Origin of the sequence: Brevibacterium pigmentatum (genome assembly GCF_011617465.1) — a bacterium.
In the GTDB taxonomy this organism is placed as follows: Bacteria; Actinomycetota; Actinomycetes; order Actinomycetales; family Brevibacteriaceae; genus Brevibacterium; species Brevibacterium pigmentatum.
This window is the reverse complement of the sequence record NZ_CP050153.1, coordinates 1,334,689-1,352,560: the sequence shown is the minus strand read 5'-3', so window position 1 is coordinate 1,352,560 and position 17,872 is coordinate 1,334,689. Positions and strand designations below refer to the sequence as shown.

Genomic DNA, 17,872 nt, shown 5'->3' with positions numbered 1-17,872 from the left:
TTCGAAGCTGGATCTGGCTGACTGCTCCAGCTTCGTCCCGTCCGCGCCTCGGCGCGTCCGCAATCGGGCTGGATCCCGCCAGCCGATCGGTTGACCTTCTCCAGCCGGAAGGTGGACTACGCGTGTCAGCCCCCGCGGTTACGATTCTCTTGTGTCAGAACAAACCGTCCCTCGCCGCAGGATCCCGCGCGGTGTGCGCATCGCCGGCAGCATCCTCATCGGCGTCATCGCCTATCTCTTCGGGTTCTTCACCTCGTCGATGGCGCTGACCGCGAACGCCTGGGCTTTCTCCGACGGGGAACTCAACGACACGGGGCTCGTGGCCGTCCTGCTGCTGTTCCTCGTGTGGGGACTCGTCTTCCTCCGACACAGATGGCCCTGGGTGCCTTTCGTCGCCGGAGCACTGCTCACAGCGGGGTGGGGCGATGCGCTGATGCTCCTCATTGCAGTCTTCCACCTCGTCATCCGAGCACCCCGACGGCAGGCGATCATCGCCTCGGCGGTGAGTACCGGACTGATGGCGTTCTCCACGGTGAGGATGTGTCTGGCACCGCCGGAGCACAATCCGTTCAGCATCTTCTTCCTGCCCGACCCGGCACAGGTCACGGGACTCGAGGCGACCATCCCTCCGGAGGATTCGCACCTGGCGATCAGAATCATCACGATCGCAGCCGGCGTCATCGGATTGTGTACGGCGCTGGGGGTCGGCGCGCTTCTGCGTCGGACGCGGAGGATGAGAGCGGTCGAGTCGATCGCCGAACGGCAAGCACAGCGCAATGAGTCGCTCACGGCCGAGATCGCGCGGCAGTCCGAACGAGAGCTCTTGGCACGCGAGCTTCACGACACGCTCTCCCACCGCCTATCGGTGATCTCGCTGCACACCGGCGCCCTTGAGGTCGGAGCACAGACCGACCCCGAGGTCGCTTCGACGGCGTCAGCCCTGCGGGAGGAAGCCCGCGCGTCACTGGAGGATCTGCGTCATCTGGTGGGTGGTGTGAGGAACGGCGATCTGGCTGGTCCGCAGCCGGGGCAGGAGAATTCTTCCCCTCCGAGCCGCGCGACGATGGCTGCGATTCCCGAGCTCATCTCCTCCGTGGCGTCCACCGGCACGGTCATCCGTCCGCTCATCGTCATCCAGGACGTGGACTCGTGCCCGCCTGCGCTCGACCGTGCAGCCTATCGCATTGTTCAGGAGGCGCTGACGAACGCGATGAAACATGCGCCGAATCTGCCGGTGACGGTGGACATCGCAGTCTCGGCGGCCCGCGGTATCCAGATCTCGGTGAGCAATCCGCTGCCCAGCCCTCCAGGCCCAGTCGGTGTTCCGCCGCGCCCACGATATGCGCCGGGACCGGGAAGAGAAGCCGGTGCCGGCGCGCCCGATCACGGACCGGGACCGGCCGGTCACCGCCGGGGTCCGCAGGACGCTCAGTTGGGATCGACCGGATCGGGATCCGGTCTGGTCGGCATCCGCGAGCGCACCGAGATGTTCGGCGGCGAAGCGTCGATCGGGGTGTTCGGCAATGAGTTCCGTGTGCAGGTGTGCTTTCGGTCCCTCTCACCCCAGACCTGAGGCGATGCGGAGCAGGGACTTCCGCGCCGCGCCGATCCGTGTCATGGGCCTCGGGTATTGTGACGTTCATGAACCAAGCCGCCCCGATCCGAGTCATGGTCGTCGATGACGATCCCATGGTCATCACCGGGATCAGGGGGATCCTCCAGGCCGCCGACGGCATCGACGTCGTTGCCTCGGCGCTGAGCGGGGAAGAGTCCATCGAGAAGGCGTCTCTGCACTATCCCGATGTCGTGCTCATGGACATACGGATGCCGGGAATCGGCGGAATCGAAGCCACCCAGCGCCTGCTCAACAGCGTCCGACCGCCGAAAGTGGTGTCCCTGACGAGCATGAGCAGCGACGACTACCTCTTCAGGGCTCTCGAGGCGGGTGCCGCCGGATACCTGCACAAGGACATCGGTCCTGTGGATCTCGCCGCTGCGGTCCGCAAGGTCCACGCCGGTGAGCCCATTCTTGCTCCGCAGTCGATGCGACAGGTCATCGCCAAGGTCAGGTCGAACTCCGACCATCGCCTGCAACGGGAGGCTGTGGAGCTGTTGGCAGGGCTCACCGACCGCGAGCGTCAGATCGCCGAACTCGTGGCCGACGGCCTGTCGAATCAGGAGATCGCCGAGGAGACGTTCATGAGTCTGGCTACGGTCAAGACTCACCTCAACCGGATCAACGTCAAACTGGACACGAACAATCGCGTGCGCATCGCCACGATGGTGGTCAGGGCCCGCAGGCACTGACCTCAACAATGCGACTGGTGGTTGCCTCGGGGAATCCTCGCAAGAATTCACCGTTTCTTTATCCCCCACAGCAGAAGTGATTGCCCATTCCGTCTAAAATCGACTCTGATGGTTGCTGAACGCTATGTCGAATCCGAGAAGACGATCAGCAACCCCTCAGATCGCAGTCAGTGGACGGAACGAGCACAGGGGTTGCTGTCTTGGGCAACCTCATTCTGGGTCTTGGCGATCGGCTTCGTCGTCGTCACACTCGCCGCAGCCGGCCCTCTGCGAGTCTGGGACTACAAGCTCAATCGACGATGGCTCTACCTGTTCGAGCCCGACCTCGTCTGGTTCTTTCAGCACATCCTCGATCCCATCGCAGGCCAGGCAGTCTGTCTTCCCGTCCTGGCGATCACTGCAATCGTCCTGGCACGCAAACGTCGGTCCTGGCGGCCGATCGTCTTCGCGATCGCCGTCGAAGCAGCTTTCTACCTCGGCGTCGGTTCGCTCAAGGTTCTTCTCGCCCGACCGTCGACCACCCTGCACGACCCGCGGTTCTTCCACGGCGGTCTGATCGAAATCGGCGGCCGTGGAATCAGCTACCCGTCCGGGCACGCGGCCGAAGCAGTACTTATCTACGGCGCGGTCGCCTACCTCATCGCCACCTACAGCGACGTCTCCACCAGAACCGCGCAGCTGCTGTGGTGGGGCGTCGCCGCCGTCAGCGTGAACTCCGTGGTCGTGTCCTTCGCCCTCGGCTGGCATTGGGCCACCGACCTCATCGGGGGTCTGCTGATCGGCGGAGTCTTCCTGCGACTGCTCATCATCGCCGACAGGCGATTCACCGATCTCAGTACTTAAAAGCTTTCACAGCCAGGAGTCATCGAGGTCGGCGAACGTCGTCGCCTTGCTTTCGACAAGATCGAACCACGGCCCGGTCTGCGGCAGTTCGTGAACGAGGAAATACCGCGCCGCGGCGATCTTTCCCTTGAGGAACGCCGAATCGCCACGGTCACCGGCGGTCGCTTCGGCAGCCATCCCCTGCTGCAACCACAGCCACGCCATCACGGTGTGTCCGACCGCTTCCAGATAGGTCCACGCGTTGTCGAAGGCCACCGTTGGGTCTCCGCTCGCCCACACTGCGGCGGTGACGGATTCGATGCGATCCACGGCTGACGCCAGGGCAGCGGTCTCGGCGGTCCAATCAGAACGGTCGGCCGCCTCGGCGAGGGTCTCCCGCATCTTTCCCAGCAGCACCTGCAGGCCGGCCCCGCCCTTCATGATGACCTTGCGGCCGAGGAGATCCTTGGCCTGGATGCCGTGCGTGCCCTCGTGGATCGGATTGAGCCGATTGTCGCGGTAGAGCTGTTCGACATCGTGATCGCGAGTGTATCCCGCACCGCCGAGCACCTGAATGGCGTGGTCGTTGGCTTTCAGGCACCACACGCTCGGCCAGGTCTTGACGATCGGGGTGAGCACATCGAGCAGCAGTGCCGCACGGTCACGCTCGGCCTCGGAATCAGCAGTTTCGGATTCGTCGAGCAGACGCGCGGCATAGAGGATGAGCCCGAGCCCGCCCTCCACGTAGCTCTTCGACGACAGCAGCATGCGCCGGACATCGGAGTGTTCGACGATCGGAACCGGAGGAGCATCGGCTGCCTTGGCACCGTCGGGACGACCCTGGCGGCGGTCGCGGGCATAGCGGAGGGCATCGAGGTACCCGTGGTAGCCCAGTCCGACCGCACCGGCTCCGACACCGATTCGAGCCTCGTTCATCATGTGGAACATGCAGGCCAGTCCCTGGCCCCGCTCCCCCACGAGGTAGCCGACCGCACCGGCAGAACCGGCCGGAGTGTGTGCGCCCTCGCCGAAGTTGAGCAGCGTGTTCGTCGTTCCACGCCATCCCATCTTGTGGTTGAGCCCGGACAGGACGACATCATTGCGCTCACCGAGGCTGCCATCGTCGTTGACGAGGTACTTCGGGACCAGGAAAAGGCTCAGACCTTTGACACCTGGCTGGTCACCCTCGGCACGGGCCAGGACGAGGTGGACGATGTTCTCCGAGAGTTCGTGGTCACCGCCGGAGATCCACATCTTCGTGCCGTGGACGCGGAACGCATCGTCGCCGCTGTCGGGATCCGGTACAGCCTTCGTCGTGACGTCGCCCAGCGAGGAGCCGACCTCGGGTTCGGACAGGCACATTGTGCCGAAGAAGCGGCCGTCGAGCTCGGGCACAACGTACTTCTCGATCTGCTCCTCGGTTCCATATTCAAGCAGCAGATTGGCGTTGGCCATGGTCAGCATCGGGTAGCTGGCGGTGCCGATGTTGGCCGCCTGGAACCAGGCGAAGCAGGCCTTCGCGATCGTCTGCGGCAGTTGAATGCCGCCGACGCTCTCATCCATCGTCGCCGACAGCAGGCCGATGCCGGCGAACTGGTCGAGTGCAGACTTGATCTCGGGGATCAGCGTCACTTCGGTGCCGTCGAACCTCGGTTCGTTGAGGTCGGACTTTCGTGCATGGGTCGCGAACCGCTCCTTGGCAAGCTCCTCGCTGGCTTCGAGCACGGAGTCGAAGACCTCACGCGAATGGTCGGAGAAGCGAGGTCGGTCGCAGAGTTCGTCGACCTTGAGCCAGTCGTAGAGTTGGAATTCGATGTCCTTGGCGGAGAGGATGGATTCTGTCGCAGTCGTCAAGACGCCATTGCCTTTGCTCTGTTCAGTCACGAGACCAAACTAAAGTTAAACGTTCGTTAAGTAAAGCGATTCGCCCTCTCACAGTGCAAGGGTTTGGCTATTGATCAGTTGTGAGGTCCGCCAAACGCTCCTCATCCCTGGGTTTCGGCCCCCGCGAGAGCTATAATTCTCTCTACAATCTGCGTGGGAATGGGGCGAAGGATCATGACCGCAGAAATGAATCGATCGTCGAAGTTGGCCGACATGATCGAGCAGATCTCGAAGGCGTTCAAGAGCGCCAACATCGGCCAGGGGCAGAAGGTCGGCTACCGCGAAGACAGCTCTGAAGAACGGCTGCAAGCCACGGCTGAGCACGAAGGAGTGAAGCTCTACCGCAATCCCGACGGCTCGCATCTCGCCGTCGACGAATCCCACTCGAGTTACGATGACTGAACATCGGCTCAGTATCCGGCGCTGCGTCTGCAAGCGAGGCACCCCCTGGACGAATCAAAGAAAACGACTATGGTCACGAGTACAGCGTCTTCGCAGCAGTGAGGTGGTGACAGATGACCGACCAGACTGATTCACAGAAGAAGGTCGACAAGATCAACGACAAGCTCGACGAGCTCGGGGCGAGGGCCAGCGGACCCGATGTCGCCTATGGTGCGACTCCCGGATATGCCGACGATGTATCCGAAGAGGACCTGGAGAAGCTCGCCGAAGCGGAAGGTGTGACCCTCCGACGCCTCCCGGACGGCTCGCATGAGGCGATCGACGAGTCCGCCGTGACTCCATCCTCGGACACTTCGAACGCCGAGGATTCGTCAGCTGAGAGCTGATTCGTCGGCTCGAACGAACATCGACAACCCGGTACATGGTCATCCATGTGCCGGGTTTCGCTGTGTCCCAGGTAGGATCGCCAGGGCCCTGATGCCACGCCGACAAGTCGGCGGAACAACGATGCTGAAATGAAAGGCAGAGCCTATGCCCTCCCCCACTGCCTCGCCGGCGCAGACGTCTGATTCGAGGCCGCAGCCATCGGGTTTCCTGCGGATCCTCCGCAATTACCGCTTCCCGCTCTTCATCCTCACAGGGGTGGTCATCGGCGCGATCATCGGCCTCGTCTTCGGGGAACGTGCCACCGTCATCAAACCGTTCGGCACGCTGTTCATCAACATGATGTTCACTCTCGTCGTGCCGCTCGTGTTCTTCTCCATCGCCTCCGCGGTCGCGGGAATGTCCTCGGCCGCGCGACTGGGCAAGATCATGGGCAGCATGCTGGGAGTCTTCGCCGTCACCGGCATCATCGCCTCCATCGTCATGGTCGCCGCGCTGCGCATCTTCAACGCCACGGACGGCGTCCAGGTGGAGATGCAGGAGCCGGAGAACGTCGAGGGCGTCGGGTCCATCGGCGACCAGCTCGTCCAGACCGTCGTCGTCGACGACTTCTCGAAGATCCTCTCCGCCGAGCACATGCTCGCACTCATCGTCTTCGCCGTCATCGTCGGCTTCGCCACCAGCAGGATCGGCGACGCGGGCAAGCCGTTCGCCCAGTTCCTCAACTCCGGCACCGAGGTGTTCCTCAAGTTCACCTCGATCGTGATGTACTACGCCCCGATCGGCCTCGGTGCCTACTTCGCCGCTCTCATCGGTGACCTCGGCTCCCAGCTCGTCGGGGACTATGTTCGCGCTTTCCTCGTCTACTACCCGGTGGCGATCGCCTACTTCATCCTCGCGTTCACGTTCTACTCCTTCCTCGCCGGCGGCCGCCGAGGCGTGTCTCGGTTCTGGGGCAATATCCTCGAGCCCACGGCGATCTCCTTGGGTACGTCGTCCTCGGTGGCGGCGATCCCGGCGAACCTGCGTGCAGGAGAGAAGATCGGAGTCCCCCGCGACATCCGGGAGACGATCGTGCCGATCGGTGCCACGATCCACATGGAAGGATCGAGCCTGTCCGCGATCCTCAAGATCGCCTTCCTCTTTGCCGTGTTCCAGCGCGAATTCTTCACCCTGGAGAACATCCTCATCGCCATCGCCGTGGCGCTGCTGGCCGGCATGGTCATGGCAGGAATCCCCTCCGGCGGCTTCATCGGCGAGCTCATGATCATCACCCTCTACGGCTTCCCGGCCGCGGCACTGCCGATCATCCAGATCATCGGAACCGTCATCGATCCCCCGGCCACCACCGTCAACTCCGTCGGCGATCAGGCGAGTTCGATGATGGTCGCCCGCATCCTCGACGGTAAGGATTGGATGGACAAGGCCGACGAGGATGATCACGATTCGGTTCCGTAAGCTCAGTGAATCTGTCACACTCCCGAGCTCGCAGATTCAGACAAGGCTCCTTCTGGCTGAATGTCTCGGAGATGTCATAGGAACGCAATAGAACTTCCGCATTTGCGACTCGGATTCTCAGCATTCGCTCAGACTTGGGGAATCGGTTCTCACCTGAGCTGACGATACTCGTCCCCAGCAATGACCATCGTCTGCAGGAGAATCAGCCCCCCATGTCTGCCATCATCGACCACCACCGCTCTGTTGTCCGCCGCACGGTCGTTTCGACAGTTGCCGCCGTCATCGCTCTCGGTGGGGGTCTCCTCGCCACCCAACCCGCCGGCGCCGCGGTCAGTCAGCAGTCTTCCGAGGCCTCCAGCACCAGCGCCTCCGAAGCCGATGTGCACAGTGTCGGACATCCGAAGGCTGCAGCGAAGTATGCCGACGAATTCATCTCCGCGTGGGCGGCAGACGCGCGTGATGACCTCAACAAGCGGGCCACACCTTCCGCTCTTGAGGCCCTCAACGAGCATGGACGTGCGAACGTGAAGGAGTGGAAGCGCATCGCCGCTGACGGGGACGCAGAGAAGAGCACCGTGGTGTACTCAAACCGAGTCACCGGAGCCCTGCTCGTAGTGCACGTCGACAATCGAGCGGCTGATGACAAAGCCGATCATGCCGTCCGCTCCGTCCGATTGACACGCTGAGTTCGGGCGCGTGAGCGGCGGGTAGACTCGGGAACCATGGTCGCCCTGAATGAAGTCCCGCGCCGTCGCTACACCGCGGGGCCGACGCCTCTCCAGCATCTGCGGAGCCTGTCCGCCGAACTCGGCGGACCGCAGATCTGGATCAAACGCGATGACCAGCTGGGACTGACTCAGGGCGGGAATAAGACGCGCAAACTCGAGTTCCTCATCGCCGACGCCCGGAATCAGGGCGCGGACACGCTCATCACCGTCGGCGGGGTGCAGTCCAATCACTGTCGACTGACCTTGTCGGCTGCCCGCGCCGAGGGCCTCGACTGTCACCTCATCGTCGAAGAGGATCTCGGACCGGACGGCACCTCGCTCGGCCCGGCAGGGTCGAACCCGCCGGGGTACACGGGAAACTTCCTGCTCTTCGATCTTCTCGGCGCGGATTCGGTCACGGTGCTCGGCCACGGGGCCGACCTCCTCGGCGAGGCTGAGGTTCTGGCCGAGAAGCTGCGCGGCGAGGGCAGGAAGCCTTACGTCATCCCGGTGGGCGGGTCGAATCCGATCGGTGCGCTCGGTTACGTCGACTGTGCCGTTGAGATGCTCGACCAATTCGCCGAGGCGGGGCTGGATTCGCCCACGATCGTCACGCCCAGCGGTTCGGCCGGAATGCAGGCCGGACTCATCGTCGGCCTCCACAGCGCAGGAAGCGATGCTCAGGTCATCGGCATCAACGTCAGCCGGATACAGGCGGAGCAGGAACCGAAGATCGTGAACCTCGTCGACTCCACGGCGCAGTTCCTCGACCTGCCCACGGTCCCTCGCGCAGCCACAGTGGGACTCGGCGATTATGTCGGGACGGGATACGCTCTGCCGACCCCCGGGATGGTCGAAGCTGTGCGTCTCTTCGCCCGCACCGAGGGCATCGTCCTCGACCCGGTCTACACCGGCAAGGCAGCGGCCGGCCTCACCGACCTCATCAGATCCGGCCGTTTCTCTTCCGATGACGCGGTCGTCTTCGTCCACTCCGGCGGAGTCCCCGGACTCTACGCCCGCGCCCAGGCGTTCGCCTGAGCACCTCCCACCACCCGCCATCGACGGAAGGCAGACAGATGACAGTTTCGACAGCAGACCTGTGGGACGAACGCGGCGACGAGCTCTATTCGATCGCTCTGAACTTCGGCGACTTCGGAGCCAAGACCTCATTCTCCGGCCCGGCCCGCACCATCCGCTGCTACCAGGACAACGGACTGGTCAAGCAGACCCTCAATCAGCCCGGCGACGGCGCCGTGCTCGTCATCGACGGTGACGGATCGATCGCCACCGCCCTCATGGGTGACATGATCGCCGAGGCAGGAGTTCGAAACGGCTGGAACGGTGTCGTCATCAACGGTGCCGTCCGTGACCGTGAGGCTCTGGCCGAGATGGAGTTCGGCATCAAGGCTCTGGCCAGCAACCCGCGCAAGAGCGCGAAAGACGGTGCCGGTGAGATCGACGTGACCGTGGAGATCGGCGGCGCGACGATCCGCCCGGGAGCGATGGTCTTCGCCGACGCCGACGGCGTTGCCGTCGAGAAGTAGGGCGGCAGAGACTCAGCGGTGAATGGTGTCGAAGCTCTGTTCGGCTGAGTCCCAGATATCGGCAACAGCGATCTGACCATCAGCGGTGAGCTCTTCGACAGTCGACCGGTCGTAGAGGTACGCCCACTCCCCTACCGACACAACTCCGGTGACCACGAGGATGTCATAGTCGAAACCCGCCCGTGACGTCGCTTGGACGATGAACGCCGTAGCTTCCAAATCTTTGACTTTGTCCTCAGTCGAGGCGAAGTGGACATGGAGGCGTTCGGGTTCGGCCTCCTGGTTGAAGTCGGGGTTCGTCTCGGATTCGAGACTCACCTCGACACCGTCCAAGGACTGCGCCACATAATCCGAGAGCTCGTCAAGGGAATCGAAGCCCTGCTCCACGACGTCCAGAGTCGGAGTCGTTTCGGGCTCCGACGATGAGCCAGAATCGGAGCCGCAGCCGCTGAGGGCGATGAGCGCGGCGGTCAGGAGCCCGGCGAGAGCAGGGGCGGACTTCGAATCGAACCTCATGGCACCAGCCTATCGGCGGGCGTGCGCTGGTGCCGCATCGACTCAGTCACACAGAGCGTGGGGCTTCAATGGGATCGGGCCCCCTTCGGCGCGGATCGGGGAATAGGACCATCAGTCTCTTTGTTGAATGTTCAACTATATCGATCTAGACTGGACCCAACAGCCCATCCGCTCAGGAGAACAGCATGACTACCACCCCCATCCAGGCACCAAGTTCCACCGCCCCGCAGACACCCGCCGTCGATGGGAAACGACTCAGCGCGGCCACCGGAATGGACGCGGTGACCCTGCGCGTCGGCGACCTCGAGAAGATGTCGAACTACTACTCGAACGCCCTGGCGATGGAACCACTCGAAGAGACCGCCCGCGATGGCGAAGTCCACCGTGTGCTCGGCCGCGGCACCACTCCCCTGGTCAAGCTAGTGTCGACCCCGGACCTGCCCGGCGTCGACCCCAAGCAGGCCGGCCTGTTCCACACCGCGTTCCTCTTCGACGACAAGGAAGCTCTGGCGGCCACCGTCGCCCATGCCGCTCAGAACACGAACAGCACTTTCGTCGGATCCAGCGACCACCTGGTCAGCCAGGCCTTCTACTTCACCGACCCCGAGGGCAACGGCATCGAACTCTACGTCGACCGGGCTCGCTCGGAATGGACGCACTCCATCGACGGAGAGGTCCAGATGGATTCGATCCACCTCGATCCGAACCGTTTCCTCGAGCGTCACCTCAAGCAGGATGTCCTCGCGAACACCGTGGCCGAACCCGGAATCGTCGGCCACGTCCACTTGCAGGTCGGCAACATTCCACAGGCCCGCGAGTTCTACGTCGACGCCCTCGGCTTCGAACCGTCGCTGTCCTCAATGCCCGGAGTCCTCTTCGCCGCGGCCGGCGGATACCACCACCACGTCGCCATGAACACCTGGAACAGCCGTGGCGCCGGTCCACGCGCAGCCAGCCTCGGCCTCGGTGATGTGGCGATCACCGTTCCCGGTCGCGAGGATCTCGATGCACTGGTCGCTCGTCTGCGTGTACACAAGCTCGATTTCGCCGATGACGGACGGTCCGTGCGCGTCGTCGATCCGTGGGGCACTCAGGTCACCTTGGCCACCGGAACCAGCTCTATCGACGAGACCCTGGCGCGGTAACTCAGCGCCGATGGGCATAGTCCCACCGGCCTGAACGAACTGAGGCGGGCGATGCTCTAAGCATCGCCCGCCTCAGTCGTCTCCGCGGCACTCAGCGGCTGTTCCGCACCTGCTCGACTGCCGCCTGTGGATTCAGGGCCAGCCGGCGCAGCAGCTGAGCATTGAGGGCGACGACGATCGTCGAGATCGACATGAGGATCGCGCCCACGCTCATCGGCAGCACGAATCCGACAGGAGCGAGCACTCCTGCCGCCAGCGGCACCGACAGCAGGTTGTACCCGGCCGCCCACCACAGGTTCTGCTTCATCTTCCGGTAGGTCGCCCGAGAGAGTTCGACAATCGAGAGCACGGACCGCGGATCGTCGGAAGCGAGGATGACTCCTGCAGAGCCGATGGCCACATCGGTTCCGGCCCCGATGGCGATGCCGACATCGGCCTGCGCGAGCGCAGGAGCGTCATTGACACCGTCACCGACCATCGCCACACGACGCCCCTCCCCCTGCAGCTCGGAGACCTTCGCCGCCTTGTCGGCGGGATGAACGCCGGCAAAGACACGGTCGATGCCGAGCTCGGAGGCCACAGACTGCGCGACCGCCTCGGCGTCTCCGGTGATCATCACGACCTGTGCACCGATGGCGTGGAGTGCATCGACGGCATCGCGAGACTCCGGCCGGATCTCATCGGCCAACCGCAGGGCACCGACGACAGATCCGTCGACGAGCACGTGGAGGATGATGGCACCTTCGGCTCGCCAGGCCTCCGCAGACTTCGCCTCGGGCGCGTCATGCGCCTCGAGCAGTCTGGGACCACCCACCTCGACCGTCTGGCCTGCGATGACGGCCTTGACCCCAACCGCAGGTGACGACGAGAAGTCGGATGCTGTCGGCACGTCGATCCCCCGTTCAGCCGCAGCCGTGACGATGGCTGCGGCCAGCGGGTGCTCGCTGTCGGCTTCGGCCGCAGCCGCCAGGCCAAGCACTTCACTCTCGGCCCGCGTGGCCCCGGCACCCTCGACGACTTCGATGGCGGTGACCGTCGGCTGACCCTTCGTCAGAGTGCCGGTCTTGTCGAAGAGCACGGAATCGACCGTGCGCATCGTCTCGAGCGCGAGCCGGTCCTTGACGAGGACGCCGGCACGGGCGGCACGTTCGGTGGCGATCGACACGACCAGCGGAATGGCCAGACCCAAGGCGTGAGGACAGGCGATGACGAGCACGGTGATCGTGCGCACGACCGCCGAATCGGGCATGCCGATGAGCGACCAGACGACCGCTGTGATGACGGCAGCGCCGAGAGCGAACCAGAACAGCCAGGCCGAGGCTCGATCGGCGATGCGCTGGGCTCGCGATGACGAGCTCTGAGCGTCGGAGACCAGCTTCTGGATACCGGCCAGCGTTGTCTCGCCACCGATCGCGGTGATCTCGACCCGAAGCCCGGAATCGGCGGCGACGGTGCCGGCCACAACCGAGTCGCCTTCGCCGCGTCGGACCGTCGTCGATTCTCCGGTGACCATGGATTCGTCCATATGGGCCGAACCGTCGATGATCCGTCCGTCGGCGGGCACCGAGGCACCGGGTCGAACGAGGACGATGTCCCCGACGACGAGGTCGGATGGAGCGACGCTCACCGTCTCCCCATCGATGATCTTCTCGGCCTCATCCGGCAGCAGCGCGGCGAGACTGTCCAGCGCCGAGGTGGTCAGTGCCAGTGAGCGCATCTCCATCCAGTGACCGGCGAGCATGATCACGACCAGCAGAGCCAGCTCCCACCAGAAATCGAGCTGCGGGTCGAGCAGGCCCAGCGACGACCCCCAGGAGGAGATGAAAGCGACCGTGATCGCCAAAGCAATGAGCAGCATCATGCCCGGACTTCGCCCCTTGATCTCGTCGAGTCCGCCGGCCAGGAACGGCTTTCCGCCCCAGACGTACATGACGGTGCCCAGGATCGGTGAGAGCCAACGAAGCGCACCGAGGAGGCCGGTGTCGGGAACCTCGTATCCGACGAGGTGGCCGAACATCGGGCTGAACGCGACGACAGGGACGGCGATGACGAGCATGATCCAGAACAGGCGCCGGAACTGCGCGACATGATCGCCATGTCCACCGAGCCCGCCATGTCCCGTGTGTCCGCCATGGCTTTCGTGACCGGAGTGCCCATCATGACCGCCGTGGCCGTGATGAGGGTGATCGGCATGGTCCATGTCATCGATGTGTGCCGAGTGGCCCTTTTCAGCAGGAGCCATTCCCTGATGCTGATGATTCTGCTGTCTGTCCATGCCTTCAATTTATACCCCTAGGGGGTATAAATCAACGGTGACGCCGCCCACATGCAATCCCTTGCAACCCTGGCTCGATCGCCTCACGCGCCCTAGCGTCAAAGAATGCCGAACGGCATTCTCAGACCGCGGAAGGAATCACCATGAGAGCAGCACGTTTCCACGCGCGCAACGACATCCGGATTGAAGACATCCCAGAGCCCGAACTGCGTCCAGGCACTGTCGCCATCGACGTCGCATGGTGCGGGATCTGCGGAACGGACCTCCACGAATACCTCGAAGGGCCGATCTTCGTCCCTCCGGCAGGGCACCCCCATCCGATTTCCGGCGAGTCCGCGCCTGTCACGATGGGGCACGAATTCTCCGGCACGATCACCCACCTCGGCGAAGGCGTCACCGACCTGAACGTCGGCCAGAACGTCGTCGTCGAGCCCTACATCATCGCCGAGGATGTCGACACCAGCCCCGGCCAGAGCTATCAGCTGTCGAAGGACATGAACTTCATCGGCCTCGGCGGCCATGGCGGCGGACTGTCGGAGAAGATCGTCGTGCAGCGTCGCTGGGTGCACCCGATCGGCGATATTCCGCTCGACCAGGCTGCGTTGATCGAACCATTGTCAGTTGCCCACCACGCAGCCACACGCTCCGGCGCCGCTGCAGGCCAGACCGCCATCGTCGGCGGAGCAGGCCCGATCGGCCTTCTGACTGCAGCCGTCCTCAAAGCCAAGGGCCTGACCGTCTTCATCTCTGAACTCTCGGAAGCGCGGAAGGCCATGGCAGAGTCAACGGGAGTGGCCGACGAAGTCTTCGACCCCAGAGAATCCGATGTCGCTGAGTCGGTCCGCCAACGAACCGACGGCAAAGGCGCCGACGTCGGGTTTGAATGCTCCTCTGTCCCCGCCGTCCTGGACATGCTCATCGATGCCACCCGTCCGGGTGGAGTCATCGTCAACGTGTCCATCTGGGGACACAGACCTGAAGTCGATCTGCCCAGTCTCGTGCTCAAGGAGATCGACCTCAGAGGCACGATCGGCTACGCCGGAGACCACCCTGAGACGATCCGCCTCGTCTCCGAAGGAACGATCGACCTCTCCGCATTCATCACCGCACGCATCGGCCTGGACGCGCTCATCACGGGCGGCTTCGACGAGCTCATCGACAACAACGAGCACCACGTGAAGATCATCGTAAACCCCCGCGCCTGAGCCATCAGGAACCTCCTCGGCACCCTCTTGACGAGCACTCCGCAGTTTCGAGGGAGCAGAATGTCGATTCAGTCCGCTGAAATCAACATTCCGCTCCCTCGAATTTCTGCATTCACGCACGCGCCTCCGCACTCACACGCTTGGCCCCGCATTCACGCACCCTCCCCGCAGGAGGAACTCACCCGCGTTCGACATTGCATAAACGTGCAGTTATGACACATACTTGCTCATACTGTTCAACTTTGATGCTGATCGTCGACTGCCCTCGGGCATCGCAGTTCGCGTCGAAGTCAATGAGAACCACACACCCTGGCTCCCTGAGCCGGCCTCACTGCGGAGGACCTTATGGACCTGCAACTCATCCTGGCGCTGGTCGCCGGAATCGCGACGATCGTCGTCATCGTGCTCGCGACCCGGCTCGACGCCTTCATCGCCCTGCTCCTGGCAGCGGTCGTCACCGGCATCGTCGCCGGTCAAGACCTGCTCTCGATCGTCGACTCCATCACCACGGGCTTCGGCGACACCCTGGCCAGCATCGGCATCGTCATCGGACTCGGTGTCGGCATCGGCAAGATCCTCGAAGTCTCCGGTGCCGCCGACTCCCTGGCCCGCGCCTTCCTGCGCGCCTTCGGCAAGGGCCGCGAGCCCTGGGCGATGGGCACAGTCGGCTCCCTCGTCTCCATCCCGGTCTTCTGCGACTCCGGGTACGTCATCATGAACCCGCTGGCACGCTCCATCGCCCGTGTGAAGAAGGGCGGCTACGTCACCCTCGCCCTGGCGCTGGGCTGCGGAATGACGCTGACCCACCACATGGTGCCCCCGACTCCGGGTCCGCTGGCAGCCACCGGCATTCTCGGCGCCGATATCGGTGCGGTCATCCTCGCCGGACTCGTCTTCACCGTCATCCTTCTGCCTGTGGTCGTCGTCTACGCCCGATGGATCGGACCGAAGCTCGAGCCCGTGCTCAACGCCCAGGTCAAGCACGACGTCTACGCCGAAGCGGTCGTCGAGCCCACATCCGGTTCCGCCGGAGGCAGCGTCCTCACCGCCGAAGGCGGAGACTCGACCGGCACCGGCTCCGCCCCGGGCACCGGCAAGAAGCCGGGCGCCTTCCTCGGCTTCCTGCCGCTCATCGTCCCGCTCCTGCTCATCGTCGCCAACACCGTGAGCACCGCGATCGACAAAAACGCTCAGGGCGAACTCGCCGGAGACGCCTACGAGCCCTCCGCCTGGGTCGCACCTCTGGCCTTCCTCGGCAACCCCGTCGTCGCTCTGATCATCGGCCTCGTCCTCGCCGTCTATACGCTGCTGCCCCGCGTAACCCCACGCAACCAGGTGCAGAGCTGGCTGGCCGACGGCGCCGCCTCGGCCGGACTCATCCTGCTCATCACCGGTGCCGGGGGAAGCTTCGGACTGGTGCTGCGCGAATCGGGCGTCGGTGATGCCCTCGCCGAGGCGATCGCCTCGATCAGCCTGCCGGCCCTCCTCGTCCCGTTCCTCATCGCCTCGCTCGTGCGTCTGGCTCAGGGGTCGGGCACGGTAGCGATGATCACCGCTGCCTCGGTGACGGCTCCGCTCATCGCCCCGCTGGGACTCGACCCGCTCGTGGCCGTGATGGCCTGCACCGCCGGCTCGATGGTCTTCTCCTACTTCAACGACTCCTACTTCTGGGTCGTCACCCGATTCGCCGGCCTCGACGGAATCAATGCCATCAAGGGCTGGTCGGGAATCACTACCGCCGTGTGGATCTGTTCCCTTCCGCTGCTGTTCGTGCTCGACTTGGTCGTATGAACGCCTCCCACTTGTCCGACTCCGAAATGACCGCAGCCACCTCCTCGACGCAGGCGAGTCCGCGCATCCTCATCGTCGCCGACGATCTCACCGGCGGAAATGCGTGCGGAGCCCTGTTCGCCGAGGCGGGGCTGCGGACGATCACCGTCACCGATATCGGCCCGGCCGGCGGCGTCGACATCAGCGGGCTGCTCGATGATTTCGACGCGGTCGTCGTCAACACCGACTCCCGGCACCTGCCCGCACAGCAGGCAAGTGAGCTCTACGCCGAACTCATCGAAACCGCAGGGGCCGTCGACCTCGTGGCATGCCGCATCGACACCACTCTGCGCGGCAATGTCGGACCCGCCGCGGCCGCCGCCATCGCGGCCCGCAGACGGTCTCTCGCCGGGACCGATGGTCCGCCGCATCGCGTGCTGGGCCTGTGCGCGCCGGCGTTCCCTGCCGCAGGCAGAACCACCGTGCAGGGGCGACAGCTGCTGGGCGGCCGACTGCTCGAACACACCGAGCTCGCCCATGACGTCCGCTCCCCGATGCACACCTCCGTCATCGAGGAGATCCTCGCCGCCGGCACGGATCTCGACAGCCACCTCATCGATATCGCCACCGTGCTGGCCGGACGTGATGCAGTCCGCACCGCCGTGCTCGACGCCATCGGCGAGGGTGCGGACGTGCTCATCGCCGATGCCCTGACCACCGACCATATCGACCTCGTCGGTTCCGTCATCGCTGAGATCACCCAGGACATCGCCGAGGCGGCCGACCCCGGTACCCGCGACCGCGCAGGTCTGGCCGACGGCGAGCAGTTGGACTGGGTGAGCATCGATCCCGGACCCGGCAGCCTCGCGCTGGCCCTGTCCAGGCTGCCGACTCGCGCCGATGGCATCCTCCTCGGCATTTCGGGATCGGCCACCGAGGTCACCCGTGCGCAGCTTGCCGCCGTGGCCGACGACCCCACCGTCACGGTCCTCCGTGTGCCCGCCGACGATGCGGGCCTGCCCGATGTCGAGGACACACTCACGCTCATCGATCGGACCGCCTCGGCGCGGGCGATCATCATCGCCACCGTCCTCGAATCCAGCGATCTGCGCGAACTCACAGATGCCGAATCCGAGCAGACGACACAGCGCCTGGCACTGATCGCCTCAGCGATCATGTCCGCACTGCCGATCTCCGGCCTCTACACCACCGGCGGGGACGTCACCGCCACGGTGATGCGCGAACTCGGGGCCATGGGGATGGAGATCGACAAGGAGATCGTGCCGCTGGCCGTGGGCGGTCGCCTCGTCGGCGGGAGCGCCGACGGACTGCCGATCGTCACGAAGGGCGGGCTCATCGGCGACGCGGGCACCGCCGTCGAATGCCTCGAATTCCTCTCGACCACCGCCCGAGTCAGACGAGACTGAATCGTGCACGACGAACCTCGCACCCC

The 17,872-nt window shown here is 64.3% G+C and carries 16 protein-coding genes; 13 read left to right on the top strand and 3 right to left on the bottom strand.

Annotated features, from left to right (window positions below; genetic code table 11):
• Positions 1-151: 151 nt before the first annotated feature.
• The 3 genes from GUY30_RS06045 (at position 152) to GUY30_RS06035 (ending at position 3,150) form a co-directional block, all read left to right on the top strand.
• Complete coding sequence (locus GUY30_RS06045) at positions 152-1,573, top strand: sensor histidine kinase (RefSeq protein ID WP_228281739.1); 1,422 nt, start codon at positions 152-154, stop codon at positions 1,571-1,573.
• A gap of 68 nt (positions 1,574-1,641) precedes the next feature.
• Entirely contained in the window at positions 1,642-2,307 is a 666-nt protein-coding gene (locus GUY30_RS06040; protein WP_167195002.1) for a response regulator, read from the top strand.
• Positions 2,308-2,415: 108 nt separating this feature from the next.
• Positions 2,416-3,150 carry a phosphatase PAP2 family protein gene (locus GUY30_RS06035; RefSeq protein WP_228281734.1) on the top strand — a complete coding sequence of 245 codons (735 nt, stop codon included), beginning with the start codon at positions 2,416-2,418 and terminating at the stop codon, positions 3,148-3,150.
• A 6-nt stretch (positions 3,151-3,156) separates the two neighbouring features.
• Here GUY30_RS06035 and GUY30_RS06030 read toward each other — a convergent pair whose 3' ends face one another.
• The gene (locus GUY30_RS06030) at positions 3,157-4,983 is read right to left on the bottom strand and encodes an acyl-CoA dehydrogenase (protein ID WP_167194999.1); all 1,827 of its coding nucleotides are present in this window, start codon (positions 4,981-4,983) and stop codon (positions 3,157-3,159) included.
• Positions 4,984-5,187: 204 nt separating this feature from the next.
• Between GUY30_RS06030 and GUY30_RS06025 the strand changes: the two genes are divergently transcribed.
• From GUY30_RS06025 to rraA, 6 genes are all read left to right on the top strand, one after another.
• A complete protein-coding gene (locus GUY30_RS06025) occupies positions 5,188-5,415 on the top strand; it encodes a hypothetical protein (protein ID WP_167194996.1) in 228 nt (75 codons plus the stop codon).
• A gap of 113 nt (positions 5,416-5,528) precedes the next feature.
• A complete protein-coding gene (locus GUY30_RS06020; protein WP_127364141.1) occupies positions 5,529-5,801 on the top strand; it encodes a hypothetical protein in 273 nt (90 codons plus the stop codon).
• 145 nt (positions 5,802-5,946) lie between these two features.
• Positions 5,947-7,257: a dicarboxylate/amino acid:cation symporter gene (locus GUY30_RS06015; protein WP_167194993.1), complete on the top strand. Its 1,311-nt coding sequence runs from the start codon at positions 5,947-5,949 to the stop codon at positions 7,255-7,257.
• 212 nt (positions 7,258-7,469) lie between these two features.
• Positions 7,470-7,943 (top strand): hypothetical protein, encoded by a 474-nt coding sequence (locus tag GUY30_RS06010; RefSeq protein WP_167194989.1) that lies wholly within the window; start codon positions 7,470-7,472, stop codon positions 7,941-7,943.
• Positions 7,944-7,979: 36 nt separating this feature from the next.
• On the top strand, positions 7,980-9,002 hold the full coding sequence (locus tag GUY30_RS06005; RefSeq protein WP_167194986.1) for a D-cysteine desulfhydrase family protein: 1,023 nt from the start codon (positions 7,980-7,982) through the stop codon (positions 9,000-9,002).
• Between the two features lie 38 nt (positions 9,003-9,040).
• Complete coding sequence (rraA, locus tag GUY30_RS06000) at positions 9,041-9,508, top strand: ribonuclease E activity regulator RraA (protein WP_101545050.1); 468 nt, start codon at positions 9,041-9,043, stop codon at positions 9,506-9,508.
• Positions 9,509-9,520: 12 nt separating this feature from the next.
• Here rraA and GUY30_RS05995 read toward each other — a convergent pair whose 3' ends face one another.
• Positions 9,521-10,024, bottom strand: a complete 504-nt coding sequence (locus tag GUY30_RS05995) for a hypothetical protein (protein WP_167194983.1) — start codon at positions 10,022-10,024, stop codon at positions 9,521-9,523.
• A 185-nt stretch (positions 10,025-10,209) separates the two neighbouring features.
• On the opposite strand from GUY30_RS05995, the gene GUY30_RS05990 reads away from it, so the two are divergent.
• Positions 10,210-11,169 (top strand): VOC family protein, encoded by a 960-nt coding sequence (locus GUY30_RS05990; RefSeq protein ID WP_208091492.1) that lies wholly within the window; start codon positions 10,210-10,212, stop codon positions 11,167-11,169.
• 91 nt (positions 11,170-11,260) lie between these two features.
• Here the strand turns inward: GUY30_RS05990 and GUY30_RS05985 are convergent, their stop codons facing one another.
• Positions 11,261-13,411 (bottom strand): heavy metal translocating P-type ATPase, encoded by a 2,151-nt coding sequence (locus GUY30_RS05985; protein WP_407645303.1) that lies wholly within the window; start codon positions 13,409-13,411, stop codon positions 11,261-11,263.
• Between the two features lie 176 nt (positions 13,412-13,587).
• On the opposite strand from GUY30_RS05985, the gene GUY30_RS05980 reads away from it, so the two are divergent.
• The 3 genes from GUY30_RS05980 (at position 13,588) to GUY30_RS05970 (ending at position 17,846) form a co-directional block, all read left to right on the top strand.
• Positions 13,588-14,649, top strand: coding sequence for a 2,3-butanediol dehydrogenase (locus GUY30_RS05980; protein ID WP_167194978.1), 1,062 nt, complete (start codon positions 13,588-13,590; stop codon positions 14,647-14,649).
• Positions 14,650-14,994: 345 nt separating this feature from the next.
• Positions 14,995-16,440, top strand: coding sequence for a GntP family permease (locus tag GUY30_RS05975; RefSeq protein ID WP_208091491.1), 1,446 nt, complete (start codon positions 14,995-14,997; stop codon positions 16,438-16,440).
• Positions 16,437-17,846 carry a four-carbon acid sugar kinase family protein gene (locus GUY30_RS05970; RefSeq protein ID WP_228281732.1) on the top strand — a complete coding sequence of 470 codons (1,410 nt, stop codon included), beginning with the start codon at positions 16,437-16,439 and terminating at the stop codon, positions 17,844-17,846. The genes GUY30_RS05975 and GUY30_RS05970 overlap by 4 nt, the downstream gene beginning before the upstream one ends.
• Positions 17,847-17,872 lie beyond the last annotated feature (26 nt).

What these genes read in the sequence shown, in the direction of transcription:
- GUY30_RS06020 (WP_127364141.1), top strand. Translation starts at nt 5,529, where the DNA reads ATGACCGACCAGACTGATTCACAGAAGAAGGTCGACAAGATCAACGAC.
- GUY30_RS05975 (WP_208091491.1), top strand. Translation starts at nt 14,995, where the DNA reads ATGGACCTGCAACTCATCCTGGCGCTGGTCGCCGGAATCGCGACGATC.
- GUY30_RS06005 (WP_167194986.1), top strand. Translation starts at nt 7,980, where the DNA reads ATGGTCGCCCTGAATGAAGTCCCGCGCCGTCGCTACACCGCGGGGCCG.
- GUY30_RS06010 (WP_167194989.1), top strand. Translation starts at nt 7,470, where the DNA reads ATGTCTGCCATCATCGACCACCACCGCTCTGTTGTCCGCCGCACGGTC.
- rraA (WP_101545050.1), top strand. Translation starts at nt 9,041, where the DNA reads ATGACAGTTTCGACAGCAGACCTGTGGGACGAACGCGGCGACGAGCTC.
- GUY30_RS05990 (WP_208091492.1), top strand. Translation starts at nt 10,210, where the DNA reads ATGACTACCACCCCCATCCAGGCACCAAGTTCCACCGCCCCGCAGACA.
- GUY30_RS06035 (WP_228281734.1), top strand. Translation starts at nt 2,416, where the DNA reads ATGGTTGCTGAACGCTATGTCGAATCCGAGAAGACGATCAGCAACCCC.
- GUY30_RS06025 (WP_167194996.1), top strand. Translation starts at nt 5,188, where the DNA reads ATGACCGCAGAAATGAATCGATCGTCGAAGTTGGCCGACATGATCGAG.
- GUY30_RS06040 (WP_167195002.1), top strand. Translation starts at nt 1,642, where the DNA reads ATGAACCAAGCCGCCCCGATCCGAGTCATGGTCGTCGATGACGATCCC.
- GUY30_RS05970 (WP_228281732.1), top strand. Translation starts at nt 16,437, where the DNA reads ATGAACGCCTCCCACTTGTCCGACTCCGAAATGACCGCAGCCACCTCC.
- GUY30_RS05985 (WP_407645303.1), bottom strand. Translation starts at nt 13,411, where the DNA reads ATGGCTCCTGCTGAAAAGGGCCACTCGGCACACATCGATGACATGGAC.
- GUY30_RS05980 (WP_167194978.1), top strand. Translation starts at nt 13,588, where the DNA reads ATGAGAGCAGCACGTTTCCACGCGCGCAACGACATCCGGATTGAAGAC.
- GUY30_RS05995 (WP_167194983.1), bottom strand. Translation starts at nt 10,024, where the DNA reads ATGAGGTTCGATTCGAAGTCCGCCCCTGCTCTCGCCGGGCTCCTGACC.
- GUY30_RS06015 (WP_167194993.1), top strand. Translation starts at nt 5,947, where the DNA reads ATGCCCTCCCCCACTGCCTCGCCGGCGCAGACGTCTGATTCGAGGCCG.